This window comes from Pseudomonas sp. Leaf48, assembly GCF_001421885.1.
Lineage (GTDB): Bacteria > Pseudomonadota > Gammaproteobacteria > Pseudomonadales > Pseudomonadaceae > Aquipseudomonas.
On record NZ_LMLH01000023.1, the window covers coordinates 169,225 to 193,788 of the forward strand.

Annotated in this window: 25 protein-coding genes; 14 read left to right on the plus strand and 11 right to left on the minus strand. The window is 60.3% G+C overall.

Annotated features, from left to right (window positions below; all coding sequences use genetic code 11):
• Nucleotides 1–237 precede the first annotated feature (237 nt).
• Both ASE98_RS14995 and ASE98_RS15000 read left to right on the plus strand, forming a co-directional pair.
• Nucleotides 238–1,593, plus strand: coding sequence for a metal-dependent hydrolase family protein (locus ASE98_RS14995; protein WP_060542119.1), 1,356 nt, complete (start codon nt 238–240; stop codon nt 1,591–1,593).
• A gap of 11 nt (nt 1,594–1,604) precedes the next feature.
• Nucleotides 1,605–2,051: a GlcG/HbpS family heme-binding protein gene (locus ASE98_RS15000; protein WP_060542120.1), complete on the plus strand. Its 447-nt coding sequence runs from the start codon at nt 1,605–1,607 to the stop codon at nt 2,049–2,051.
• Here ASE98_RS15000 and ASE98_RS15005 read toward each other — a convergent pair.
• From ASE98_RS15005 to ASE98_RS15015, 3 genes are all read right to left on the minus strand, one after another.
• Complete coding sequence (locus ASE98_RS15005; protein WP_060542121.1) at nt 2,036–2,971, minus strand: LysR family transcriptional regulator; 936 nt, start codon at nt 2,969–2,971, stop codon at nt 2,036–2,038. The two genes, ASE98_RS15000 and ASE98_RS15005, sit on opposite strands and share 16 nt — an antisense overlap.
• Before the next feature lie 50 nt (nt 2,972–3,021).
• Complete coding sequence (locus ASE98_RS15010; protein ID WP_082457553.1) at nt 3,022–5,022, minus strand: methyl-accepting chemotaxis protein; 2,001 nt, start codon at nt 5,020–5,022, stop codon at nt 3,022–3,024.
• A gap of 194 nt (nt 5,023–5,216) precedes the next feature.
• Nucleotides 5,217–5,687, minus strand: a complete 471-nt coding sequence (locus ASE98_RS15015; RefSeq protein ID WP_060542122.1) for a MarR family winged helix-turn-helix transcriptional regulator — start codon at nt 5,685–5,687, stop codon at nt 5,217–5,219.
• 292 nt (nt 5,688–5,979) lie between these two features.
• Here ASE98_RS15015 and ASE98_RS15020 point away from each other — a divergent pair, with 292 nt between their 5' ends.
• The 5 genes from ASE98_RS15020 to ASE98_RS15040 all read left to right on the plus strand — a co-directional run bounded on the left by ASE98_RS15020 (nt 5,980) and on the right by ASE98_RS15040 (nt 12,132).
• Nucleotides 5,980–6,933, plus strand: a complete 954-nt coding sequence (locus ASE98_RS15020) for a PDR/VanB family oxidoreductase (protein ID WP_060542123.1) — start codon at nt 5,980–5,982, stop codon at nt 6,931–6,933.
• Between the two features lie 26 nt (nt 6,934–6,959).
• Nucleotides 6,960–8,036 (plus strand): aromatic ring-hydroxylating dioxygenase subunit alpha, encoded by a 1,077-nt coding sequence (locus ASE98_RS15025; protein WP_060542124.1) that lies wholly within the window; start codon nt 6,960–6,962, stop codon nt 8,034–8,036.
• A 28-nt stretch (nt 8,037–8,064) separates the two neighbouring features.
• A complete protein-coding gene (fdhA, locus tag ASE98_RS15030; RefSeq protein WP_060542125.1) occupies nt 8,065–9,264 on the plus strand; it encodes a formaldehyde dehydrogenase, glutathione-independent in 1,200 nt (399 codons plus the stop codon).
• A gap of 217 nt (nt 9,265–9,481) precedes the next feature.
• The gene (locus tag ASE98_RS15035) at nt 9,482–10,816 is read left to right on the plus strand and encodes an MFS transporter (RefSeq protein ID WP_060542126.1); all 1,335 of its coding nucleotides are present in this window, start codon (nt 9,482–9,484) and stop codon (nt 10,814–10,816) included.
• A gap of 38 nt (nt 10,817–10,854) precedes the next feature.
• Nucleotides 10,855–12,132: an OprD family porin gene (locus tag ASE98_RS15040; RefSeq protein WP_156465510.1), complete on the plus strand. Its 1,278-nt coding sequence runs from the start codon at nt 10,855–10,857 to the stop codon at nt 12,130–12,132.
• 220 nt (nt 12,133–12,352) lie between these two features.
• On the opposite strand, the gene ASE98_RS15045 is transcribed toward ASE98_RS15040, so the two are convergent.
• A complete protein-coding gene (locus ASE98_RS15045) occupies nt 12,353–13,036 on the minus strand; it encodes a winged helix-turn-helix transcriptional regulator (RefSeq protein ID WP_060542127.1) in 684 nt (227 codons plus the stop codon).
• A 103-nt stretch (nt 13,037–13,139) separates the two neighbouring features.
• Between ASE98_RS15045 and ASE98_RS15050 the strand changes: the two genes are divergently transcribed.
• The 3 genes from ASE98_RS15050 to ASE98_RS15060 all read left to right on the plus strand — a co-directional run bounded on the left by ASE98_RS15050 (nt 13,140) and on the right by ASE98_RS15060 (nt 14,870).
• Entirely contained in the window at nt 13,140–14,081 is a 942-nt protein-coding gene (locus ASE98_RS15050) for a carbon-nitrogen hydrolase family protein (protein ID WP_060542128.1), read from the plus strand.
• Nucleotides 14,082–14,130: 49 nt separating this feature from the next.
• A complete protein-coding gene (locus tag ASE98_RS15055) occupies nt 14,131–14,565 on the plus strand; it encodes a GFA family protein (RefSeq protein ID WP_060542129.1) in 435 nt (144 codons plus the stop codon).
• A gap of 89 nt (nt 14,566–14,654) precedes the next feature.
• Nucleotides 14,655–14,870 (plus strand): hypothetical protein, encoded by a 216-nt coding sequence (locus tag ASE98_RS15060; RefSeq protein ID WP_060542130.1) that lies wholly within the window; start codon nt 14,655–14,657, stop codon nt 14,868–14,870.
• Nucleotides 14,871–14,925: 55 nt separating this feature from the next.
• Here ASE98_RS15060 and ASE98_RS26950 read toward each other — a convergent pair whose 3' ends face one another.
• Together ASE98_RS26950 and ASE98_RS15065 are read right to left on the minus strand one after the other, a co-directional pair.
• On the minus strand, nt 14,926–15,102 hold the full coding sequence (locus ASE98_RS26950) for a hypothetical protein (protein WP_177336975.1): 177 nt from the start codon (nt 15,100–15,102) through the stop codon (nt 14,926–14,928).
• Between the two features lie 90 nt (nt 15,103–15,192).
• The gene (locus ASE98_RS15065; protein WP_236707804.1) at nt 15,193–15,948 is read right to left on the minus strand and encodes a DUF72 domain-containing protein; all 756 of its coding nucleotides are present in this window, start codon (nt 15,946–15,948) and stop codon (nt 15,193–15,195) included.
• Between the two features lie 175 nt (nt 15,949–16,123).
• On the opposite strand from ASE98_RS15065, the gene ASE98_RS27760 reads away from it, so the two are divergent.
• A complete protein-coding gene (locus tag ASE98_RS27760; RefSeq protein WP_060542132.1) occupies nt 16,124–16,600 on the plus strand; it encodes a hypothetical protein in 477 nt (158 codons plus the stop codon).
• 20 nt (nt 16,601–16,620) lie between these two features.
• Here the strand turns inward: ASE98_RS27760 and ASE98_RS15075 are convergent, their stop codons facing one another.
• On the minus strand, nt 16,621–17,871 hold the full coding sequence (locus ASE98_RS15075) for a zinc-dependent alcohol dehydrogenase (protein ID WP_060542133.1): 1,251 nt from the start codon (nt 17,869–17,871) through the stop codon (nt 16,621–16,623).
• A 193-nt stretch (nt 17,872–18,064) separates the two neighbouring features.
• Between ASE98_RS15075 and ASE98_RS15080 the strand changes: the two genes are divergently transcribed.
• Nucleotides 18,065–18,715 carry a glycosyltransferase gene (locus ASE98_RS15080; RefSeq protein ID WP_060542134.1) on the plus strand — a complete coding sequence of 217 codons (651 nt, stop codon included), beginning with the start codon at nt 18,065–18,067 and terminating at the stop codon, nt 18,713–18,715.
• On the opposite strand, the gene ASE98_RS15085 is transcribed toward ASE98_RS15080, so the two are convergent.
• From ASE98_RS15085 to ASE98_RS15095, 3 genes are read right to left on the minus strand one after another with little or no spacing between them, the layout of a single operon-like run.
• Nucleotides 18,716–19,315 (minus strand): SAM-dependent methyltransferase, encoded by a 600-nt coding sequence (locus ASE98_RS15085; protein ID WP_060542135.1) that lies wholly within the window; start codon nt 19,313–19,315, stop codon nt 18,716–18,718. It lies immediately after the preceding gene.
• Nucleotides 19,312–20,064: a PIG-L deacetylase family protein gene (locus tag ASE98_RS15090; protein ID WP_060542284.1), complete on the minus strand. Its 753-nt coding sequence runs from the start codon at nt 20,062–20,064 to the stop codon at nt 19,312–19,314. Before ASE98_RS15090 ends, ASE98_RS15085 begins: the two co-directional genes overlap by 4 nt.
• Before the next feature lie 14 nt (nt 20,065–20,078).
• The gene (locus ASE98_RS15095) at nt 20,079–21,107 is read right to left on the minus strand and encodes a hypothetical protein (RefSeq protein ID WP_060542136.1); all 1,029 of its coding nucleotides are present in this window, start codon (nt 21,105–21,107) and stop codon (nt 20,079–20,081) included.
• Between the two features lie 232 nt (nt 21,108–21,339).
• Between ASE98_RS15095 and ahr the strand changes: the two genes are divergently transcribed.
• Nucleotides 21,340–22,371 carry an NADPH-dependent aldehyde reductase Ahr gene (gene ahr, locus ASE98_RS15100; protein ID WP_060542137.1) on the plus strand — a complete coding sequence of 344 codons (1,032 nt, stop codon included), beginning with the start codon at nt 21,340–21,342 and terminating at the stop codon, nt 22,369–22,371.
• 73 nt (nt 22,372–22,444) lie between these two features.
• Here ahr and ASE98_RS15105 read toward each other — a convergent pair whose 3' ends face one another.
• Nucleotides 22,445–23,218, minus strand: coding sequence for an AraC family transcriptional regulator (locus tag ASE98_RS15105; protein WP_060542138.1), 774 nt, complete (start codon nt 23,216–23,218; stop codon nt 22,445–22,447).
• A gap of 125 nt (nt 23,219–23,343) precedes the next feature.
• On the opposite strand from ASE98_RS15105, the gene ASE98_RS15110 reads away from it, so the two are divergent.
• A complete protein-coding gene (locus ASE98_RS15110; protein ID WP_060542139.1) occupies nt 23,344–24,564 on the plus strand; it encodes an MFS transporter in 1,221 nt (406 codons plus the stop codon).

Below are 24,564 nucleotides of genomic sequence, written 5' to 3' on the forward strand. Positions count from 1 at the left end.
GCGTTTTGCGTTAATTCAGTCGGGCGCACGTGTGCCAGGGAACGAGCTGGTCTGCCAGCCATCGCAACTCGCGATACTCGTCCCTTGGGGGCACGCAAAGCCGCAAAGGCCCCGACGCTGCTGATGTACCGCAGCTATCGATGTCATCAATACACGGGCATTGATGCAAGTTGCTGGTGGCCACCCTGGCCTCGCCCTAGCCTCGCTTTGCATAACAATCAGCAAAGTGAAAACGCCATGAACGCCCTGCACCTCAAATGCCAGACCTTGTTCGACGGTACTGGCCTGCAAACCCGTCAACAGCAGACACTGGTCGTCGAAAACGGCCTGCTGTCGTATGTTGGCCCAACTGCCCTGGCGCCGCAGCCGCAACCGCAACCGGGAGACACCCTGATCGACGCCGGCGATAACTTTGTCATGCCGGGCCTGGTGGATGTGCACACCCATCTGGCCTTCGGCAACGCCCAGAGCGAAGAAGACATCGATATCTGGACCAGTGACGAGTTCCGCGCGCTGCGAGGCATGTTCTTCGCCCAGCACGTGCTGGCCGCCGGTGTGACCAGCATGGTCTGCCCGGGCGATAGCGGCCAGCTCAGCATCGCGGTGCGCAATGCAATCGCCGCCGGTTTGTTCGAAGGCCCGCGCATTGCCGCCAGCAGCCGGGTCATCACCAACCGGCAAAGCCTCAATGACTGGTTCCCGAGCCGCGTCGGTACTGCGGAATACTTCACCGCGTGCCTGGTCACCAGCCGCAGCGATGCATTGGCGGAAATTCGCAAACAGGCCAAGGACGGTGTCGATCTGATCAAGATCGCCATGGACGGTACCCACCGCCGCCCGAATGGCGAAATCATCGCCGCCTTCACCGCTGAAGAAACCCGTGAAATGGTTGAAGAAGCGCATCGCCTGGGCTGCAAGGTTGCGACTCACGCCTATGGCCGCGAAGCAGTGATGTACGCCGCTCGCGCAGGTGTCGACCTGGTGTTTCACGCCTTTTATATGGACGATGAGTGCATTGAAGCGCTGCTCGAGGCCGGTAGCATCCTCGCCCCGACCATGACGTTCCCTCAAAACACCGTGGATTTCTGCCAACCCCACGATCCGGCCATCAGTACCGGCTACGCTGGCTACTGCGCGCGCACCCTGGAAGTGGGTTCGGCCGTGCTCAAGCGTGCCAAGGCCGCCGGGGTGCCTTTCGCTTGTGGTAGCGACAGCGGTTTCGCGGTGACGCCTTATGGCGAATGGCACGCTCGCGAGTTGGAATTGCTGGTCACCCGTCTGGGCTTCACAGCGGCAGAAGCGTTGTACGCCGCCACTGCAGTCGGCGCTCGCTGCATGCCGCGCGGTGAGACCATCGGCTCCCTCGAAGTGGGCAAGCAAGCAGATTTCCTGCTGCTCGACGGTTCACCCTTGCACGACATCCGCATTCTGCAAGACCGCTCACGCCTTAAAGCCGTGTACAAGGCCGGCCGGCCCGTACGCATGGAACGCAGCCCCTACAATCCCAAACAGGTGTCTGATTTCAACTCGCTGAAATGGACGGATCTTTACACCCGCGACCGTGTTGCCCAATTGGGCAAGTGGGCGCTATGAGGACTGACGCCATGCAACGACTCGACCTGATGACCGCCATCGACATCGCCAGCAGCGCTATGCGCATCGCCCGGGAAACGGCGGTTAAACCATTGGCGGTTGCCGTGTTGGATGCCGCAGGTCATCCGCTGGCCGTCCTGCGCGATGAACTCGCGAGTTTTCTTCGGCCGCAAATAGCCACCGGCAAGGCCCGTGGCTGTCTCGGAATGGGTTTTGGCGGGCGTGAACTGGCCCGGCGCGCACAAGCGATGCCTGCATTTTTCGACGCCATCAACAGCCTGACTGGCGGCGAAGTGATTCCCGTAGCCGGCGGTGTGCTGATTCGCAATGCCGAGGGCCTGATCCTCGGCGCTATTGGTATCAGCGGCGACACTTCGGACAACGACGAGCGATGCGCTTTACAGGCTATCGACCAGGTTGGACTGCTGGCAGACAACGGCGATCAGATGCCCAACTGATCGAGCAACGCGGCCTGTTCCAGCAAGAGGCCGCGAAACCACAGCATGGCCGGGTCATGGTCTTGATAGGGATGCCATTGCAGCACCTGAACGGCCTCGGGAAACGCCAGCGGTGCTGGATGGATACGCAGTGGATAATGCTGAGCGAAACGCTGCGCCTGTCGACGAAATACGGTAGCGATTCGCGCGGTACCGACGATAAATTCGGGCATCAGTACGAAGCTTTCAAGGGCCACCGCCACTCGCCGTTGAACGCCCAGCTCATGCAGGTGCACGGCATCCATCGCCAGATTTCGGCCATCGGCAAACTCGCGGACCACGTGCTCTGCGTCGCAATAGTTGGCCAGGCTCAAACCATCGGCGAATTGCGACTGCTGAGCGCAGACAATGCAACAGAGCTCATCACTCATTAAGGGTAAATGGGGGTACGCCGGATTCAACCGTCGCTGCGGCACGATCACACAATCACTGCGACGATAATCGAGCGCTTCGCTGACTACATCACCGTCACGCGGTACTGGCATATCCCGCAGACTCAAGCGCACGCCGGGCGCGATACGGGCCAATTCACGACTGACCGCCGGCAGCAGCACCCCAGCCACGTAGTCGGAAGCCACCAACGTGAAGTGTCGAGTGCAATTGGCCGGTTCGAAATTGACCGGTGCATCGACAATCTCCCGCGTCAATGCCAGGGCTTGACGCACCTTGGGCAGCAGCTCCAAACCCAATGCCGTGGGCTCCAGGCGCCGTCCTACCTGAACCAGCAACGGGTCATTGAAATGCTCGCGTAAACGCCCGAGTGCCGAACTGGTTGCCGACTGGCCCAGGCACAAACGTTCGGCGGCCCTGCTGACGCTGCACTCGCTCAACAAGGCATCCAGGGCCACCAACAGGTTCAGGTCAAGACGTCGATAACGCATGCTGTGTCCATTCTGGTTTACAGGAATGATTGATCATCACCGATGGATGCTCAATCCACAGGGTCGCTTTGAAACGCTCCAAGCGCTTCTCCAAGGCTGACGCTCAGGCGCTGCAAATTGCCATTCGCCATGTCCAGACGAGCGCATTCCTCGGCATTCTGCTCTACCACCCTATCAACCTGGCCAAGGGCTGCATCGACGCGGCAGACGATGTCGTGTTGGGTCGATGCGGCGTGGACGATGCGCTTGCCGGTGCCTTCAACACGCGAGATGGCCTCGGTAATCGCATCCAGAACCAGGCTCGCGCGTACTGTCAGATCAACGCCTTCGGCGGTCAGTCGCTGGCTATCGCACAGACTGGCGGCAGTGTCGCCAGTCACCTGGCCGAGACGTCTGATCATGCTGTCGATCTCGCCAGTCGAGGCACGCGTTCGACTGGCGAGCGCCCTCACTTCGTCCGCCACTACGGCAAAACCACGACCATGTTCACCGGCGCGTGCGGCTTCGATAGCGGCATTCAAGGCCAATAGATTCGTCTGTTCGGCGATGGCGCTGATCACGTCCAGCACACGGGTGATAGCCTGGCTTTCGGTTTGCAAGAGCTCCATGGAACTTGCGCTGCTGGTCATTTCACGCGACAGCCGCTGCAGGCTTTGACTGGCCTGTCGTACCAGATCGTCCCCCTGATGGATCAGTTCGCAGGCTTCGCCCAGCGTTGCCTGGCTGCCAGCGGCTTGCTGGTTGACCTGCGCAGCCGCTTGGGTCATATGCTGCATTGCCTCAACCACCGCAGCGGTCTGTTCGCGCTGTGCACGTACGCCCTGCCCTGTGCGCTGTACCATTGCACCCAAGGTGGCAGCGGCTGAGTCAAGCTGTTGCACATCGCTGCCGATTCGCACCACAAGACTGCGCAGCGCCTGCAACATCAGGTCGATAGCGCGGCTCAGTTGGCCCAATTCATCTTGGCGAGCGAGCTGCGCGGGGCTGTCCTTCAGATCACCTGCGGCCACACGTTGCGCCAGACCCAGCATCAACTTCAGGGGTGTGACAATAGAGCGTCGGATCACAAGGCACGCAATGATACTGAGCACCACCGCCAGCAGCACCATTGCGGCAAGTTGCAGGTCCAGGCGCTGGCGGAGTGATTCATAAGATTGCGCAGCCCTGACGCGCTCGTCTTCCAGCAGCCCCGTCACTTTCTCTGCCGAAGTCGACATGTTCACCTGTTGCGCCATGGCCTGTTCACCGCTGACGGCATAAGCCAAAAAGGCCTGACGATATTCGGTCAATGCTGCGCTGGCCTCATCCAGAGCACGACGTCGGTCCCCATCAAGTTGTGAACTCAGGCTGCTTAGCGCAGTACCCAGCTCATTTACCCGGTTGACCCAGTCGTCCTGGTAACGCTTTTGCGGATCCAGGGAAAAATACAGCTCGCTGTCGCGCAGACTGGCAAGGCGTTCGCGTAATGAGGCCGCCTCTTCCAAATGCTGCATTGACTGCGCCTCCGGCACGTTGTGCTGTTCAACATCCAGATTGATATCGTCCAGTTGGTCGAGGAACACTTCACTGAAACGCTGCCCCGTCGTCTCCGCCAGCAACTGCATGCGCATCCTCGCCTGTAACGCCTGCTGGCGCGCCTCGGCATATGCCTTGAATGCCTTCAGGTACCGATCGGATGAGTCTGCAAGCGTACGCGCGAAGTCTTCGCCCGGACGCGCAAGCGGCGAACCGATCTGAAGCTGACGCAAAGCGTCCTCGACCTGCCTGGCCGCGTCCAGCGACGGCTGCATACCGAAATCCTTCTCTGCAACTCGCGCTTGGGCAAGGTTGGCTTTCTGACGATCCAGTACGCGTAACTGTGTGGCGCTCGACTGGGTGACCTGCACCGAATACCAGGCGGTGAATGCCATGCCCATCGTGCAGATCAGCACCAGGCCGAAGCCCAGCAACAATTTGCCGCCGACACTGAGGTGGCTTAGCAAACCTCCGAAAATGGCGGGGGTACGATCGAAAGGCGCACGCGGGGATGCAACGATGAAGCGAATAGCCATCGAACGAGCCTTCTTTTATTGTTTTTTAGGCAATGTCACCTGCAACGTTCGGCCAGCAATAATGGCGTGAACCGATGCGCGTCACTTGGCCGCAAAGACCGGGCGACGGGCACAGGTTGCCGTGACACAGCGGCGCTGACTAATCGCTTGTCGGGATGTGACCTATCGGCAATCGCGATATCTGAAACGCAGGCTCAAGCGTCTACCGGATCGTAGTCGTTCACGTTGGACACCTGGGCATGCATGCGGCCCAGCAACTCGATCAGGGTGTCCACTTCCTTGGCAGAGAGCCCGCTGAGCAGCCGCCGCTCTCGTTCCAATGCAACCTTCAGCACTCGGCCATGCAGCGCTTTTCCGCTTTCAGTCAGGCTGACGGTGTAGCGTCGTGCGTCCTTTGAATCGACCTGGCTGCAGATATGCCCTGCAGCTTCGAGCGTCTGCAATGAACGGCTGACCGCACTCTTGTCGAGACCGATCGTCTGACAGATTCGATTGGCGGTGATGGCATTTTCCACGGCGAGCATCGAGAGCATTCGCCACTCGACCACACCTATGCCGAAATGCTTGCGATAGCACTGCGATGCGCCCGAAGAGAGCTTGTTGGACAGAAAATTCAATAGCGCTGGGACATAACGAGACAGGTTCAGCTGAGATTCTACGGACATTGAGCAAACACCTTGGATCGGCGGGTCTTTGAATATTAGTTGACACCGCAACTAAATAATCGGAGGATTTCTCTACCGAACGTCACGGCTGATTGCCTGCATGATAGGCCGTCACCCTGCCACATAAAAATAATTATCAGGTCCTGGTCATGAACTCTTCCAACTTCATCCCCTTCTCCTTGCTCGAGCAAACAGTCGTCGCCCACGTGCCAGCGAGCGGCTGACCCCTTCCCAGCTGTTGCTCTAACTCATGCATTTTTTCAGCAGCCACTTAAGTGTGGAGGGACAAGTCATGCTTCAAGTCAACGTCACCCGCAAAGCAGACGAAGCCGAAGGCATCTGCAGTTTCGAGTTATGCGCTGTAGACGGCAGCGCGCTACCGGCGTTCCAGGCCGGTGCCCACATCGACATTCATATTGCCGAGGGCCTCACCCGCCAGTACTCCTTGTGCAACGATCCCGAGGAGCGTCATCGCTACCTGATTAGCGTGCTCAAGGATCCGATTTCCCGTGGCGGCTCCAAGGCCATGCACGAACAGGTACGGCAGGGGCAAACGCTCACTATCAGCACTCCGCGCAACCTTTTTCCACTTGAACACTCGGCCAACCGCCACCTGCTGTTTGGCGGCGGTATCGGTATCACGCCCATGCTGGCCATGGCCTATGAGCTTTCAAATCAAGGAGCCGACTTCGAGTTGCACTACTGCTTTCGATCAAGCGAACGGGCGGCGTTCGTTGCGATGCTTGCGCAAACCCCATTCGCCGGTCGCATCAAGTTACATGACGACAGTGGCGCTCAAATACAGAAGCTGGATGCGTCGACCGTGCTGGCAGCCCCGGACGCTGGCACCCATCTCTATGTCTGCGGGCCGACCGGTTTCATGAACTACATCCTCGATACGGCGCAGAACGCTGGCTGGTCGCAGGACCGCGTACATAAAGAGTTTTTCGCCGCTGCCCCCGTCGATCAAAGCGCCAACGCACCCTTCGAAGTCGAGCTGGCAAGTACCGGACAGGTTTTTCAGATTCCTGCCGAACGCACCGTGTTCGAAGTGCTCGACGAGGCCGGCATAGCGATCGAGTCGTCATGCGAACAAGGCGTCTGCGGCACCTGCGTAACCCGTGTGCTCAAGGGCATCCCGGAGCATCGGGACCAGTTCCTGACAGCGGTGGAACAAGCCGCAAACGATCGCTTTACCCCCTGCTGCTCGCGCGCCAGATCATCACGCCTGGTTCTTGATCTCTGAACTCCAATAACGTCAAGGAGAACACCATGAATACATCCTCTCTCCAAGCGCTTGCCGAAGAAATTCCAGCGCCCGCCTTGCCCAGCTTCCCCCTGAACCAATGGTACGTCGCTGCCTTGGGGTGGGAGTTGAAGGACAAACCCGTCGGCCGCACATTACTCAACAAACCTGTGGTGTTGTTTCGCAAAACCAACGGCGAAGTCGCAGCCCTTGAAGACCGCTGCTGCCATAGAGCACTGCCACTTTCGAACGGCACACTCGAAGCAACCGGCATTCGTTGTGGCTACCACGGCCTGCTGTTCGATGAACGTGGCAAGTGCGTCGAAATCCCGGGCCAGGACAAGATCCCCAGCAAGGCCAAAGTGCCCGCCTATCACGTGCGTGAACAGGATCAAATCGTCTGGATCTGGTTTGGCAGCCAGGCTCAGCCGGAACCGGACTGTGAACCGCCAACCTACTCTGTTCACAGCAGTGGCAAATACCTTTTCGAAGGTAGCGTTTATCACTACAACGCGCCTTACCAATTAATCCACGACAACCTCATGGACTTGAGTCATCTGGGTTATGTCCACCTGCGCACCATCGGTGGTAATGCCAGCATCCACATGAATGCGCGGATGAGTGTCGAAGGTGAAGGTGATGTGGTACGGGTGGTGCGCCACATGCCGGACTCGGTTCCGCCACCTACCTACACGGCCGCCTACCCGTTCAAAGGCACCGTCGACCGTTGGCAGGAAATCGAGTTTCACGTCAGTCATCTGCGTATCTGGACCGGTGCGGTGGATGCCGGCACCGATTCTCTCGATGACCCCGATCGTGGTGGCTTCCATATGCGCGGATTCCATGGGGTAACACCAGAAACCGAAACCACCAGTCACTACTTCTGGACCATTGCCACCAACCCCGAGAGCGACCCCGAAACCATCAAGGCCAAGGTGGTTGAGCAAACTGTATTGACCTTCGATGAAGACAAGGAAGTCATCGAGGCCCAGTACCAGAACATGTGCCGGTTCGGCACGCGCCCGATGATCGACATCCACGTGGACGTCGGTGCCAATCGCGCCCGCCGCATCATTGAACAACTTCGCCAATCGACCGTTTGAGCACAACAACTTCACTGAGGGAATACGTATGTCTGGCAATCGTGGTGTGGTGTATCTGGGCGCGGGCAAGGTAGAAGTACAGAAAATCGACTATCCGAAAATGCAGGACCCGCGTGGTCGCAAGATCGAGCATGGGGTCATTCTCAAGGTTATCTCCACCAATATCTGCGGCTCCGACCAACACATGGTGCGCGGCCGGACCACTGCTCAAACCGGTCTGGTGCTGGGCCACGAGATCACCGGCGAAGTCATCGAGAAAGGCAGCGACGTCGAGAACCTGAAAATCGGCGACCTGGTGTCCGTGCCGTTCAACGTGGCGTGCGGGCGCTGCCGCTCCTGCAAGGAAATGCATACCGGTGTGTGCCTGAGCGTTAACCCGGCACGTCCCGGTGGCGCTTATGGTTATGTCGACATGGGCGACTGGACCGGCGGACAGGCCGAATACGCGATGGTGCCATACGCCGACTTCAACCTGCTCAAACTCCCGGACCGCGACCGCGCGATGGAGAAAATCCGCGACCTGACCTGCCTCTCCGACATCTTGCCCACCGGTTACCACGGCGCCGTTACGGCTGGCGTCGGTCCAGGCAGCACGGTGTACATCGCCGGGGCCGGCCCGGTCGGCCTCGCTGCTGCCGCATCCGCCCGCCTGCTCGGCGCCGCGGTAGTCATCGTCGGTGACGTCAACACCGTGCGCCTGGCTCACGCCAAGGCCCAGGGCTTCGAAATCGCCGACCTGTCGCTGGACACGCCGCTGCACGAACAGATCGCCGCACTGCTCGGCGAGCCTGAAGTGGATTGTGCCGTCGACGCCGTAGGCTTCGAAGCACGTGGTCACGGCCATGCCGGAGTGCAACATGAAGCGCCGGCCACCGTGCTCAACTCGCTGATGGGCGTGGTGCGGGTGGCGGGCAAAATCGGTATCCCGGGCCTTTATGTGACTGAAGATCCGGGTGCCGTGGACGCCGCCGCGAAAATCGGCAGCCTGAGCATTCGCTTCGGCCTGGGCTGGGCCAAGTCCCACAGTTTTCACACCGGCCAGACCCCGGTGATGAAGTACAACCGACAACTGATGCAAGCCATCATGTGGGACCGCATCAACATCGCCGAAGTGGTCGGCGTACAGGTGATCAGCCTGGACCAGGCACCACAGGGCTATGGCGAGTTCGATGCCGGTGTGCCGAAAAAATTTGTCATTGATCCACACAAGACCTTCAGCGCGGCCTGAACGCTGAATTTACCGGCTGACTCAGACGTCCCCACGATCTGAGCACCCTGCCGCCCCGGAGTCGAATCGCCGGCTCCCGGGCACCTTGCATGCTCCACAGACCAACAAAAACAAGAAGGTATCTACATGTACGCACTGTTTCCCCTGCATAGCGGGGCGGCTTCGGCTGTCCGTCGCGCCCCCTCATCCCTTACCCACAGCTTCGGAGCCTGATCACATGAGCCAAACGATTGGGCAACAGCTGGACGAAAAACCCATGGTCAGCTTCCAGTGGGGCGTGATTGCGCTCTGCTTTCTGATCAACATGCTCGATGGCTTCGATGTATTGGTGATGGCATTCACCGCCGCGTCTATTTCCGCCGACTGGGGCCTGAGTGGCATTCACCTGGGCTACCTGCTCAGCGCGGGGCTTGTCGGAATGGCGATCGGCTCGTTGTTTATCGCCCCCTGGGCCGACCGCTTCGGACGACGCCCGCTCATCCTGCTGTGTGTCGCTATCGCGGGGCTCGGCATGCTGGCGTCCTCGCGGGCAACGTCCCCCGAGGTGCTGGGTGTGCTGCGGCTGATCACCGGGCTTGGCATCGGTGGCATCCTGGCCAGCAGCTATGTGGTCGCCGGGGAGTACGCAAACAAGAAGTGGCGCGGTCTTGCCATCAGCCTGCAATCCACGGCCTACGCTCTGGGGGCAACAATAGGAGGCATCATCGCGGCGCAGATCATCCCTTCCATGGGGTGGCGTTCGGTGTTTTTCTACGGTGGCATCACAACGTTGCTGATCCTGCCGATCCTCGCACTCTGGTTGCCCGAGTCCCTGGCATTCCTGCTGTCCCGCCAACCCCGGAACGCGCTGAAACGCATCAATACACTGCTGCAACGCGTCGCGATCGCTTCGGTCGATCGTTTGCCCGAGGTGCGCCAGGACGCCCGTAAATCGCTGAGAGAGACGTTCGCCGAGCTCTTCTCACCAGCCCTGCTGCGTTCTACCTTGCTCATCTGGATCGCCTTCTTCCTGGTGATGTTCGGTTTCTACTTTGTAATGAGCTGGACGCCAAGGCTGCTGGTTTCTGCTGGCCTGTCGAACCAACAGGGAATCACTGGCGGCGTGATGCTCAACATCGGCGGCATTCTCGGCACGTCGCTGATCGGCTTGCTGGCGGCGCGTTTTCGCCTGTCGCGAGTGCTGATGGCCTACCTGCTGATCAATGCGGTACTGCTGGCTGTGTTCGTGCAGTTCACGACCATCCCGAACCTGGCCTTCGCCCTGGTCCTGTTGATCGGAATCTTTGTCAACGGCTGCGTCGCCGGGCTCTATGCCCTGACCCCGACCATCTACAACGCCACCCAGCGTGTCACCGGCCTGGGTTGGGGGATTGGTATCGGCCGCGCGGGGGCGATTCTCTCGCCATTGGTAGCTGGCCGGTTGATCGATGCCCAGTGGCAACCCGCCGACCTTTACTTGCTGTTTGCCCTGGCTTTCGTCTTCGCGGCCCTCGTCGTCTGGCTGTTGAAGCCGCTGCGGCTAGTGCAACTGAGTACTGCGTCAAACGCCTGATCCGGGCAAACCATAAGAACAAGATCTGGACAAATAACATGAAAATCACAATCAAATGCCCGGGGCTCTATTGCCTGGGCATGGCGACAGCCTGCGCCTCGTCCACCGTATACGCAGGGTTCGTGGACGACAGCAGCGTTAACCTGACGACGCGCAATTACTACCTGGACCGGGATTACAAAGGAACCAGCCCTTATTCCGCCGCTCGTGAATGGGCCCAGGGGTTTATCCTCAAGGCCAATTCCGGCTTCACTGAAGGGACCGTGGGTTTCGGCATGGACCTCACGGGCATGCTGGGACTCAAGCTGGACTCGTCGCCCGATCGCACCGGTACCCAGCTCCTGCCCTTCAACCCGCAGACCCGTGAAGTCGCAGACGAATATTCAGAGTTGGGCGTAGCGCTCAAGGCGAAGATATCGAAGACCCGGCTATCGGTGGGCACGCAGTTCCCTGCCCTGCCGGTGATCACAGCAAGCCCTGCACGTTTACTGCCGCAATCCTTTCGTGGCGCCTATGCCGTTTCCGATGACATTGACAACCTGACGCTGCACTCCGGGCGCATGGATCGAGTGAACCTGCGGGACTCTACTGACTATCAACCGATATCACTGGCGTCGCCCAACGGTCGGTTCAGGAAGGGCGCGAGCTCCGAGCGGTTTGACTTCATTGGTGGCGACTATCATTGGTCCGACGCATTGACGCTTCGCTATTTTCACGCCGAATTAAGGGATTTATACACGCAGGACCTTGCAGTGGGCATCCACCTGCTCCCCCTAGGGCCTGGCAAACTGAAAACAGACGTTCGGGTCTTCAACAGTCGTGAAAACGGCCGGGCAGAAGCCGGCAAAGTAGACAACCTGAACGCCGGCGCCATGTTCAGCTACCAGCTAGGCGCCCACACCCTGGGCATGGGTTACATGCACCAGACCGGCGACACGGCATTACCTTACATTGCTGGCGGAGAGCCCGCTGTGCTCAGCGACGGCACTTTAAGTGCAGACTTCGTCAATCCGAAGGAGCGGACCTGGGTGGCGCGCTACGACTACAACTTCGCCGCGGTGGGTCTACCGGGGCTGACCGGCATGGTTCGCTATTTGCGAGGTACCAATATCGACCTGCCGCAACTGGGGGGCAGCGACCTGACGGAGTCGTCTAAAGACCTGGAGTTGGCTTACGTCATTCAGTCAGGCCCGGCAAAGGGCCTCGCTCTGCGCTTGCGCAATGCGTTCTATCGCAACGAGCAAAGCGCAGCCTCGACATTCCGAAGTGACAACGAAACCCGAGTCAACATCGACTACACGCTCAAGGTCTGGTAACTGACGGGAGCCATCCAGCGTTCAAGCCAAGGAAAGCGCGCTCGGAAAAAAGGAAGCGAAGCAGCGGTTGGCCCACAGGAGATGTGCCGACTTGTTGAAAATGTAACGTCCCTGACTGGCCTGCGGCATTGCTTGTGCTTGGGCCGGCAGGGAGCATGCAGCATGATGGGACAACTGTCCCTCGTGCCGGCATGCGCCCTCCTCCTGACGATCCCGAAACCTAGATGGCAGCCCTGCGCGTAGCGGCGAACGCACTCGTGCCCAGCCAGCGCCACAAATTCTGCGCATCCTGCTCGGCGCCCTCTACTCGCAGCTCCCGCGACTGCAGAACCTCCTTCGACGTGCGGTCCCCCGTCCACACTTCGGTCAACGCGCGCACGCTGGAGTCCACGACGAGCGTCAGTTCGCGGCCGGGGTCGTCGCGGCAAAGATCCGCCACGCCCTGTTCGACCACCAGCCACCATTCTTGCTCGCCCGAACGTGCGTCGCGGAACCTGAAGTGGATGACCACCGGCCGGGACGGGAATGTCTCGAGGCGCACGAATCGGCGCACGTCCCACATCAGCAGGCCCGCGTCGAGCTGGTCATCGCGCAAGCGGCTGCCGATCCAGCGCGCCCCCCAGTGGCCTAGCGCCAATATGATGGGGCGCAGTTCCTCTCCCGCCTCGGTCAGGTTGTACTCCCAGACTTTGCCGGCGGCCGTGCGATGGATGACACCGATCTCTTCCAGATGGCGCAGCCGTTGTGCCAGCAGGCTGGTGGACATCCGTGGTACGCCGCGGTGCAGTTCGTTGAAGCGCTTACTGCCACACATCAGCTCGCGCACAACCAATGGCGTCCAGCGCTCGCACAGTGCCTGCGCACCGCGTGCGACCGTGCAGAACTGACCGTAGCTTTCGTCCATCGCCTGTACTCCGCACCTGCAACGCTTCAGATTCTGAACTAGCCCCACGACTTCGCCGCGCGCACGCTCAAGCCTTCGAAAGCCAATCGCCCAGGAGTACGCCATGAGCAAGATAGCGATCATTCAACGTCCGCCCGTGCTGCTCGATCGCAGTGCGACGATCGCCCGAGCTGTGCAATCGGTCGCTGAGGCCGCGGCGGCAGGTGCCTCGCTGATTGTTTTACCCGAATCGTATATTCCAGGTTATCCGGCATGGATCTGGCGGCTGGCGGCAGGAAGAAACGGGGCTGTCATGGGCCAGTTGCATGCACAGCTACAGGCCAACGCTGTCGATATCGCCAGCGGTGACCTGCGCGACTTGTGCGAGGCCGCCAGCGTTCATGCCGTGACAATCGTGTGCGGCATCAATGAATGCGAGCGCGGGAATGGCGGCGGCACCCTCTTCAACAGCGTAGTCGTTATCGGTGCCAACGGTGAAGTGATCAACCGGCACCGCAAGCTGATGCCGACCAATCCCGAGCGTATGGTGCATGGCTTTGGCGATGCAGCCGGATTGCGTACGGTCGAGACACCGGTCGGCAGGGTCGGCACGCTCATCTGCTGGGAAAACTATATGCCCCTGGCACGCTATGCCCTGTATGCCCAGGGGGTGGAAATCTACGTCGCCCCGACGTACGACTGTGGCGAGGGTTGGATCAGCACCATGCGTCACATTGCGCTCGAAGGCCGCTGCTGGGTGCTCGGCAGCGGCACCTCGCTGCGTGGCAGTGATATTCCCCAGGACGTTCCAGCGCTTGCGCAACTGTTCCCCGATCCGGATGAATGGATCAACGACGGCGACTCGGTGGTGGTCGATCCCCAGGGCCGGATCGTGGCCGGTCCGTTACACCGGGAGGCGGCCATATTGTATGCGGACATCGACGTTGCACTCGTAGCGCCAGCGCGGCGCACGCTCGACGTTGCCGGGCACTATGGGCGCCCTGACATTTTCGAACTACAGGTGCGACGCACGCCGACGACGGCAGTGCACTACGTCGACGCGTAAAGGCGGCGATTCATGCCAAGCGCCTGACAATTGAGCGAGGAGTCATACCATGAGTACTGAACGGTCTTACACGGGCAGTTGTTTTTGCGGCGCCGTCGAGTTCACCGTCAGCGGCGAGCCGGTCGCCATGGGGTATTGCCATTGCGCGTCGTGCCGGCATTGGTCAGCAGGGCCGGTCAATGCCTTCACGCTATGGAAACCCGAGGCAGTGCAAGTCACCCGGGGGGCTGACAACATTGGTACCTACAACAAGACAGTGCAGAGTTACCGCAAGTGGTGCAAGAACTGTGGCGGGCATCTGTTCACTGAACACCCGGGCATGGGGCTCATCGATGTGTATGCGGCGGTCATCCCGGACCTCGAGTATTGCCCAGGCGTACACGTTCACTATCAAGAGAGCGTATTGCGCATCAAGGACGGGTTGCCCAAGTTGAAGGACATCCCGTTGGAATCCGGCGGATCGGGGATCGTTTTGGACGAGTAGCACTGGAGGCCTTTTTTCCGCCAGTCGGGGCGGACAAACTTCCTTTGCCCCTTTGATATCCATATCTCAGGACAGTGGAGGAAAGTGATATGAATATCGACGACACCAAAAAAAACACCGACTCAAACGCCCCGCCCACCGATTCTTCCGGCACAACCGTCAATGTGGTCGAAAGGGATCTGCGTGATAGCGAGGGAGTCGATCAGACCGTTACGCCCTCTTCTTCTGAAACAGAGGAACAGGACGAAGAAGAGCAGCAGCGAAAAATTGACGAGATCGAGCGCAAGGTTGCCGATGGCAACTAGATGATGGCCGAGCGGGAGGTCGAGTGACGGCCTCCCGTGCTTTCCCAAAAGTGTCTCAGCGCCTGTCGTCCGATAGTGGAGTGGGTTCGTCGGCCTCCGGCATTTCCCTGCCCGGCGCTTCCCGACTGTCCGGACGCTCATCGTCGGGTTTTGTCAGTGGGTCGTAGCGATCCGGAGCCTCCGGGTCTGGTTCATTGACGCCTTGCACCTGGTATGGCGAGTTGCTGGTCATATCCACCTCTTTGCAACTGGAACCCGGACTGTAGGAGCGAGCATGCTCGCGATGAGCCTGAGTGCGCCGCGGGGTGTCAGGTTTCCAGCGTTATCGTTGGCGACCATCGCGAGCGTGCTCGCTCCTACAGAAATGCGAGAGCGTCAAGGCATTGCCGAGTGCAGCGCCGCTGGCTGTGTTGTCGAAAATGCACCAGGTCGCTTCGCAAGTACCGCTAGGCGTCTGTAGTTCATCCGCCAGAATCCGCAGCGCTGGCACCTCATAGGGGCTGAAGTAGATTCGCGGCGAGCCATGCAGCCTCCAATACCGCAATCCCGGCCAGCCCGCCGGTGCCGCGTCACCAGCGATGCGTGAAGGATCGACCGCCGCCCGGGCAACCCGGTATTCCTGCAGCAGCGGCTCGGCATCGCGCCAGGATTCATGCCTGGGTTCCAGCACCACATGGCCGTCATGCAATCGTCTGAGTTCGATGAAAAAAGCTTCAGAGATATCACGATCGAATACCAGCGAAGGCGGCAATTGCACCAGCAGGCAACCCAGTCGATCGTTCAATCCGCAACACTGCCAGACAAACGCTTCAAGTTCCCGGGCACACCCCTGCAGACGCCGTTCGTGAGTGATCAACTTCGGCACCTTCACGCAGAAACGAAACCCCTTGGGCACCGACTCAGCCCAGCGTTCGTAGGTTTGCCGACGGTGCGGGCGATAGAACGAGCTGTTGATCTCCACGCCGCCAAGCTGCGCTGCATAGCGTTGCAAGTGAGTTCCGGCCACCGGGAAGGCAGGCAAATGCTCGCGCCCAAGCTGCCAGCCTGCACATCCGATGAAAATCGCTGGATTGTTCAACTGCATCTCCTGGCGGCGTCATGTCCAAGGTTGAATCGATCGACCGTGCAGAGTTCGATTTATCTGCGCTACCTGATAGTTGTCTGCGGACACCGGGCTTACCTTTCCTCATCTCGATGGAACCCTGCAGACAGGCCGTTCTCTATCGCAGACCATCAGACAGGAGCACATCATCATGATCGACCAGGCAACCGGAATGCGGCCGGGCGAGCGCTACAGCGTTGAAAGCCGTGAACGTACGCCACATTTCCCCGGCTTTTTCCTCGATGGAAAGTATTACCTGGGCCCCGAACTGCAGACAGCGGTCGGCTGGCTCGAAGGCCGGCAGTTCCTGTATGACCAACTGGACCCTGGCGGTGAGCCTGTCTATCCGGGGCGGGTCGCCGGCACCATCGAGAACCTGACCCTGATCCTGGGCGATGGTGCCCGCCTGCAACTGCACCTGATGGAGTATGAGTCGCAGCAATCGCCGCCCTACTATGCAACCGATGAAATTGTGCGCAATGCCGTGGACACGTTCGAGCTGGAAACCGACACCCCAAAGCCTGCGCCGATTCGTCCTTCGGCGCTGCTGGTGGTCGGCGCCGCGCTGTTGGTCAGCGGTGCCCTGCTTGCACTCAATCGACTTGGCAGGCGCCGCTCGGGCCCCTAGCGCTCGACATTACAGCGTCGCTACAAGGTGGTGACCCCTCGATCGGCAAACACCGGGACGGTCTCGGTGTCTTCAATGGGCTCGGTCAGCAGCGTATTGGTCGCCCCCGGAATCAGGATCACCTTGCGGCAGTCCTGCTGGCACTTGTCGAAGATCTCGTAGCCTTCAGCCGCCTGCTCCAGGGAGAGACGGTGCGTGACGATTGCCTCTGGGTTCAACCGGCCGAGCTCGATGTGCTCCAGCAGTTCAGGCAGAAAGCGCTGCACGTGGGTTTGCCCCATCTTGAATGTCAGGCCCTTGTCAAACGCATCGCCGAACATGAAGCCATGGATGAATCCAGCGTAGACACCGGGCACGCTCACCACACCGCCACGGCGCACCGTGGCGATGCATTGGCGCAAGGCTTTGCCGCTGCTGCCCTCGAGCTTCAAGGTCGCCAGCACGGTCTCGGTAGTACTGCCCTTGGCTTCGAATCCTACCGCGTCGATCACGGCGTCCACCCCGCGCATGCCTGTGGTCTGGCGAATAATGGTATCGGCGGGATCGTCATCGTCCTCGAAATTGATCGGGATCACCCCGTAGGTTTTCTCGGCATAGGCCAGTCGATAGTCATGATCGTCGACCATGAAAATCCGTTCAGCACCGAGCATCCGCGCACAAGCTGCGCAGAGCAGGCCTACCGGTCCGGCGCCGTAGATTGCCAGGCTGGAACCCTGGCCAATGCCGGCATTTCGCACCGCTTGCCAGGCCGTCGGCAGAATATCGGAGAGAAACAATACTTTCTCGTCCGCCAGAATGCCGGGCACCTTGAACGGCCCGGTATTGGCTTTTGGCACGCGCACAAGTTCAGCCTGGCCGCCGGGTACGCCGCCATACAGGCGGCTGTAACCAAATAGCGCAGCGCCCGGCGGGATAGATTTCTTGTTGAGGTTGGCACCGCGTCCATCGTTGGTGGTTTCGCAGGCCGCGTACTGCTCCAGCTGGCAGAAGAAGCATTCGCCACAGGCGATCACGAACGGAATGACCACACGATCACCGCGCTGCACCCGGGTCACCGCCGAGCCGGTCTCTTCGACGATGCCCATGAACTCATGACCAAAAATATCGCCGTGCTCCACGGTGGGAATCTTGCCGCGATACAGGTGCAGGTCCGAACCGCAGATCGCTGTGGCGGTGACGCGCAGGATGATGTCGTCAGCCTGTTCGATGACCGGATCGGGGACAGTGTCGACTTTGACTTTATGGGCGCCGTGATAGGTCATTGCTCGCATGGTCATTGCTCCTTAGCCGGGTTGGCATATGAATAAGGGCAAGGTGCTGAACCGGCGGTTCCTTTTTTTCACTGTGACTAGCGATCAATGGTCAGCCCCGGGGCTGTGCGCAAAAAGTTGCAACCAATGCGAAAGGGCTCCGGTCGACATCCCAAAGCCATGTAACTGATGCATGGGTCATGGGGAGCCGCAAATGATCGGAGTCATTGTGCCGGTGCACAACGAAGAAGCGTTTCTCGATGACTGCATCGAATCGCTGCTGGTGGCCGCGCTTCACGAAGGCCTGGGCAATGAAGAGGTACAGGTACTGCTCGTGCTCGATGCCTGCACCGACAACTCGTTGCAGATTGCCCAGGCTTACGGCGTGAGGACATTGACCTGCAACCATCGCAACGTCGGACAATCACGGGCCCATGGTGCCGAACATCTGTTGGCCGCGGGCGCACGCTGGCTGGCCTTCACCGACGCAGACAGCATCGTGCCGCGCTCGTGGCTGGCCGATCAGCTCAAGTTCAATGTGGATGCGGTCTGTGGTCTGGTCCAGGTCATCGACTGGTCGGAACATCCACTGGCGGTACGCGAGCGCTACGACGCCCATTACCGGATTGTCGAAGGTCATCGGCATATTCACGGCGCGAACCTTGGCGTCTCCTCGACGGCCTATCTCGATGCTGGCGGTTTCAGGGCCCTGCCCACCCACGAAGACGTGCAACTGATCGCCGACCTGGAGCGCAGTGGCGCCAACATCATGTGGACGGCGACCAACCGGGTGATCACCAGCGCGCGCAAGGATTGTCGCTGTCGCGAAGGCTTCGGCGATTTTCTGCAATCGTTGGCCGAGTGATCAGTCGCAGGTTTCGTCGAGGTCTATCGAGGCCGGCTGCCGGCTCCAGTATTCGAGGACAAACCCGGCTTCTTCATGGCGTATCAGTCGATACAGGTGCAGCCGTTCGGCAAGCAGTGCATGCACCTGGCGTCCGTCCTGGGAGCAACCTTCGATCGGCTGCAACCAGTGACAGGCCAGTACACCACCGTCCGGGCCCAGACTGCGCAGGGCGTTATCAATAACCTGCGTCCATTCGCCGGCGTCGAGGAAATAACCGATTTCACTCAATACGATCAGGTCGAACAGCCCGTTTGGCCAATCGGCGGGGATGCGCGCCTGCTCGACCCTGACATGGGCGTACCCGCTCAACCGGGCACGGGCCAGTCCCACGGCCCTGGCGTTGAGCTCCTGGCACAGCAGACTCTCACAACGCATCGCGAGCAACGCGCTGAGTTCGCCGTTGGCGCAGGCGGGCTCGTAAATCCGCGAGTAGCGTTGGCGCGGCAGGCTGGCCAGGGTCAGCTCGCGTTTACGCTTCTCGTACCAAAGGGTGCGAAAGGACCAGGGGTCGTCACTGGCACGGAACATCTGTTCGAAGTAATCAGGCGACAGGCTCATGTAAATACCAGTTCAAAGGGCTGCAACAGTCGTTCGATAGCGTCGTCGCTCAGTACCGCGCCATTGTCGCCATCGGCGTTGACTTGCGAAACATGGGCGGCAATCGCCTCACGCTTTCGCGCCAACTGCGGCGGGTCCAGCATCAGCTTGTGCGCTCGTGCCCAGGGAATTCGCGGATCTTGCGGGTGTGCCCAATGCCAGGCCCACACCGGTACCTCAATCAGACAGGCCTGCTTTTGCCTGGCGGCACGCTCAGTCGCCCGTCCCGTGGCTTCATGGTCGCAATGCCCGTCGTGACGCCAGGTCGTGACAACCCGGTCACCCGGTTCAAGCAGTGCCATCAGTCGGGCCGCCAGATGATCTTCATGATCCGGCACAGCGCTGTCTGGCGCACTCAGACGCTGCCAGTGCAGCGCCTGGGTATCGAGGCCCAGTCGCTGCAATGCATGGACACTTTCCAGCGGACGCTGCTGACGCAAGCGCGCCGGGCTCCATTGCCGCGAACCTGGATGACTGGCTTCGCCATCGGTGACTGCGATCATCAAGATGTCGGCCTCCCGGCCCTGCATGCCGGCCAGAATTGCTGCGCAACCGAGGATCTCATCGTCCGGATGGGGGGCGACAACCACCAGCCGACTTCCCTGCGGCACAAGTGTTCGATGGCTGATCATCGGTACCCGGGCAAGCGCCGGGCTGGACTGCCACTGCGCCAGTGATGTACCCGGACCGCGAATCAGATTTTCCGCCAATGACTGCCCTGCTTTCACAGTAACCACTCCCCCACCGGTTGCGCCGCGACCTGTTTGCCCAACTCGGCGAGATCTTTTTCTGCATGGCTCTGCCGCACATAGACAGGCAAGTCTGCCGCGAGCCGGGCGAAGTGACTGTCCCGGCAGTACGGTGTGGCCCCCAGTGCCCGTCCGACATGTTCGAGTACCACACTGACCGCCGCTTCTACCTGCGCCCGCACACGTCGAACCTGCAGTTCGGCACTGTCGCGGGGATGGGCATCGATCCACTGCGCCGTTTCCCGCAGCGCAGCGGCCGCCGCACCCAGCGTCGCATCCACGGTGCCGAGATGTGCCTGGGCATGCACGTCGTGGTGTGGCTTGGTGCAATGCTGACGCAAGTAGCCTGCCAGGGCGCAGGCCGCACCGAACCAGCACGCAGCGATGCCGGCACCGCCTTGCCAGAATCCCGGGCGATCCAGGTACTGTCCGGGCATGCCGACGCCACGGGCCAGCGCCAGTTCGAAATGCACATCCAAGCTGGCACTGCTGGCCATGCCGACCGCCTGCCAGCCTTCTTCGCTCATGCTGATAGCCGGTTGCGACAAGGCAACGGCGACCAATTGCGGCTGGTGCTGCTCGTCCCAGACGGTTACCAGCGCGTGATCGAGCAATGGGGCGCCGGAACACCAGGCTTTTTTACCCTGCAGGTACAGCTGATCGCCCTCGCGGCCAATGATTTTGACCCGTGCGAATGGCGGTTCGGCGGCCCAGATCCCCCAACTCCCCGGCACCGGCGTTGCGTCAGGTTCAAGCTCGGCCATGATCGCCAGCGCATCGGTATGCCCTTCAAACACTTTGGCCAGCGCCAGGTCACAAGCGGCCACCGCCGCCAATGTTCGCCAGCGCTCCAGGGTCTGCCCGTGGCCGGGTAAAGGCAGGTGACTAAATCCGTGCACGATGAGTTTCTGCATCAGTCGCTGCAGATCACCCGCTGCTGTGCGCGCTACAGGGCGGGACGCAAATGGCTCGAGCAATTGTTCCAGGGTGGCAGAGTTGCTCATGGGGCGTCTCCCGGGTGCGGCGGTAAGTACGATGGTTGGCTGGCAATCTGAAAGCTGATCGGCGCTCTTGATGTTCAGAGGCAGGCGCCCGGCAGGAGTTCATTGCACATTGGCGATGCCTGCCTATTTGCCCGGTGGATGGCGATGGCGACAGCGCCCGGTGCCGCTACACTTTTCAGGCTGCGCTGCAGCGTCCGGGGGCAACCCCTGTCTCCTGATTCCGAGGTGTTCAATGAGCGACAGTTGCGAACTCACTACTTTCACCGGCTGGGCTGCAACGGCGGCCGGCGGGCCGTTGCAGCGACACAGCTACGACCCTGGCCCATTGGGCGACGAAGAGGTCGAAGTTGCAGTGGAATACTGCGGCGTGTGCCACTCCGATCAGTCGATGATCGATAACGAATGGGGCGTCAGCAAATATCCCTTTATCCCCGGCCACGAGGTGGTCGGCACTATTGTGCGGGCGGGCTCACAGGTACGCGGCCTCAAGGCGGGCCAGCGGGTGGGCATCGGCTGGTACAAGGGCAGTTGCATGCATTGTTCCTCCTGTATCGAAGGCTCCCATCAGCTTTGCAACACTGCCAAGCCGACGATCATCGGCAGCAACGGCGGCTTCGCCGATCGCTTGCGTTCGCACTGGGCCTGGGCGCTGCCGATACCTGCCAGCCTCGATCCAGCCATGGCCGGCCCACTGTTTTGCGCAGGTTCCACGGTGTTCAACCCGCTGGTGGAGTTCGACGTCAAACCGACCGACCGGGTCGGCGTGGTAGGCATCGGCGGGCTTGGTCACCTGGCCCTGCGTTTGCTCAACGCCTGGGGCTGTGAGGTCACCGCCTTCACCTCGTCGTTGAACAAGCAGGACGAAGCCAGGCGTCTGGGCGCGCACAATGTGATCGCCTCGACCGACAGTAATGCCCTGAAATCCATTGCTGGCACCCTCGATTTCCTCCTGGTGACTGCCAGCGCCGACCTCGACTGGTCCGCCATGCTCGCCACCCTGCGCGGCAAGGGTCGCCTGCACTTCGTGGGCATCGTGCCCAGCGCCATACCGGTGGGCGTGTTCGAACTGATCCCAAGGCAGAAGAGCCTGTCCGGTTCACCGGTCGGCTCGCCGGCCAACACGGCGAAGATGCTCGAGTTTTGCGCGCGTCATCAGATTTTGCCGCAGGTCGAGATGTTCCCCATGAGCCGGGTGAACGAAGCCATCGATCATCTGCGCAGCGGCAAGGCGCGTTATCGCGTGGTACTGGACGCCAGCAAATGACCGCCAGGCGCGGCGGGTGAAACCGTTCGCGCCTTGTGTTTCGATACTTCCATTACAGGAAAATGGCTTTTGACTACCTGAAAAAATCACTGGGTGTCTTGCCGAACTGTTTCTTGAACATCGTCGTGAACGCACTGGGGCTGTCGTAGCCGAGTTCACCGGCGACGTCGATGATCTTTTCCCCGACCGCTATGCGCTCCAGGGCCAGCAACAAGCGCGACTGCTGGCGCCATTGGCCGAAGGTCATGGCGGTTTCCCGGTGAAATCTGCGCTGGATGGTTTTCTCGTCGACACCGAGTCGTGAACTCCAGTGCGCCAGGGTCGAACCATCTCCGGGATTACGCTGCAACGCGTCGCAGATGGTTCTGATGGCCGGATCGGTGGGCTGTGGCAAGTTCAGTGGCAAGGTCGGCAGGATCGTCAACTCGTCCAGGATCAAGCGCATCACCCGGTCCTCCCGCGAATCCACTGCGAAGGATGGCGCGAAATCCACCGAGACCTTGATCAATTCGCTCAGCAGCGCGGACACTCTGACCGCCTTCGGTTCGGCTGGCAGACCCAGGCAATCGTCAGGACGCACAAACACGCTGCGCATCTTGATCGCACCGACACAGCGAATCGAGTGAATATGCCCGCTGGGCATCCAGATGCCACGGCTGGGTGGTACCGTCCACTGGCTCAGCGCCGAGTGCACCACCATCACACCCTCGATGGCGTAGATCAGTTGATGTTTTTCATGGCAATGCGGCTGGATCACCCAGTCTTCCGGGTAGTCGGTAGCACTGCTACGAACACTCCAGTCGCCTTGGTCGATATCAGCCAGAAGTTTATTCAACGGAATAATAATTTCGCCCTTTTTGCGATAGTCAGCGCCTCAATTGCGCGAGACGGGCAGAGCTTCGGCCCTTAGGATAGCGCCAAACCCCGAAAAAACGGCAGCGCATTTGCGCTTTTTTGTCTGGAAGCTCGCCCATGTCCACCAGCCTTACCGCGTCTCCCACCGCCACCACCTCGATTTCCAGCCAGGCCAGCCCGCTGGTCATGCGCGTGATCGGCGCCTGTGCCCTGGCGCACCTGATCAATGACCTGATCCAGGCCGTATTACCGTCGATTTACCCGATGCTCAAGGTTAATTACGGCCTGACCTTCACTCAGGTTGGCCTGATCACCCTGACCTTTCAACTGACCGCGTCACTGCTGCAACCCTGGATCGGTTTCTACACCGACCGCCATCCCAAGCCTTGGTTGCTGCCAGCGGGGATGGTGTGCACCCTGATTGGTATTGTGATGTTGTCGCTGGTCGGCAGTTTTGCGGCCATTCTCGTGGCTGCAGCGCTGGTGGGCATTGGCTCCTCGACCTTCCACCCGGAGACGTCGCGAGTCGCCCGGCTGGCATCAGGCGGACGCTACGGTCTGGCACAGTCGACTTTCCAGGTGGGCGGCAACGCCGGCAGTGCCTTGGGCCCGCTGCTGGCCGCGGCGATCATCATTCCCTACGGCCAGGGCAACGTCGCCTGGTTCGGTCTGTTCGCAGTGTTCGCCATTCTCGTGCTGTACGGACTGAGCCGCTGGTATCGTAAACATCTGGACCTGTTCAAGCTCAAGCAAGGCGGCAAGGCGACCCATGGCCTGTCCAGGAGACGGGTGACCTTTGCCCTTGTGGTACTGGCGATGTTGGTGTTTTCCAAATACTTCTACATGGCCAACTTTACCAGCTACTTCACCTTCTATCTGATCGAGAAGTTCGACCTGTCGGTCGCCAGCTCGCAGCTGTACCTGTTCCTGTTTCTCGGTGCGGTCGCGGCGGGCACTTTCTTCGGTGGCCCGATCGGCGACCGGATCGGCCGCAAGCAGGTCATCTGGTTTTCCATACTCGGTGCAGCGCCCTTCACCCTCGCCCTGCCCTACGTCGACCTGTTCTGGACCGCCGCACTGAGCATCATCATCGGTTTCATCCTCGCCTCGGCTTTTTCGGCCATCGTGGTCTTTGCCCAGGAACTGGTCCCCGGCAACGTCGGCATGATCGCCGGGGTATTTTTCGGCCTGATGTTCGGCTTCGGCGGCATTGGCGCTGCGCTGCTGGGGTACTTGGCGGACATCCACGGCATCGAGTACGTGTACACGCTCTGCTCGTTTTTGCCGCTGCTGGGGATTTTGACCATCCTGCTGCCGTCTACCCGCGCTGCCCACTGA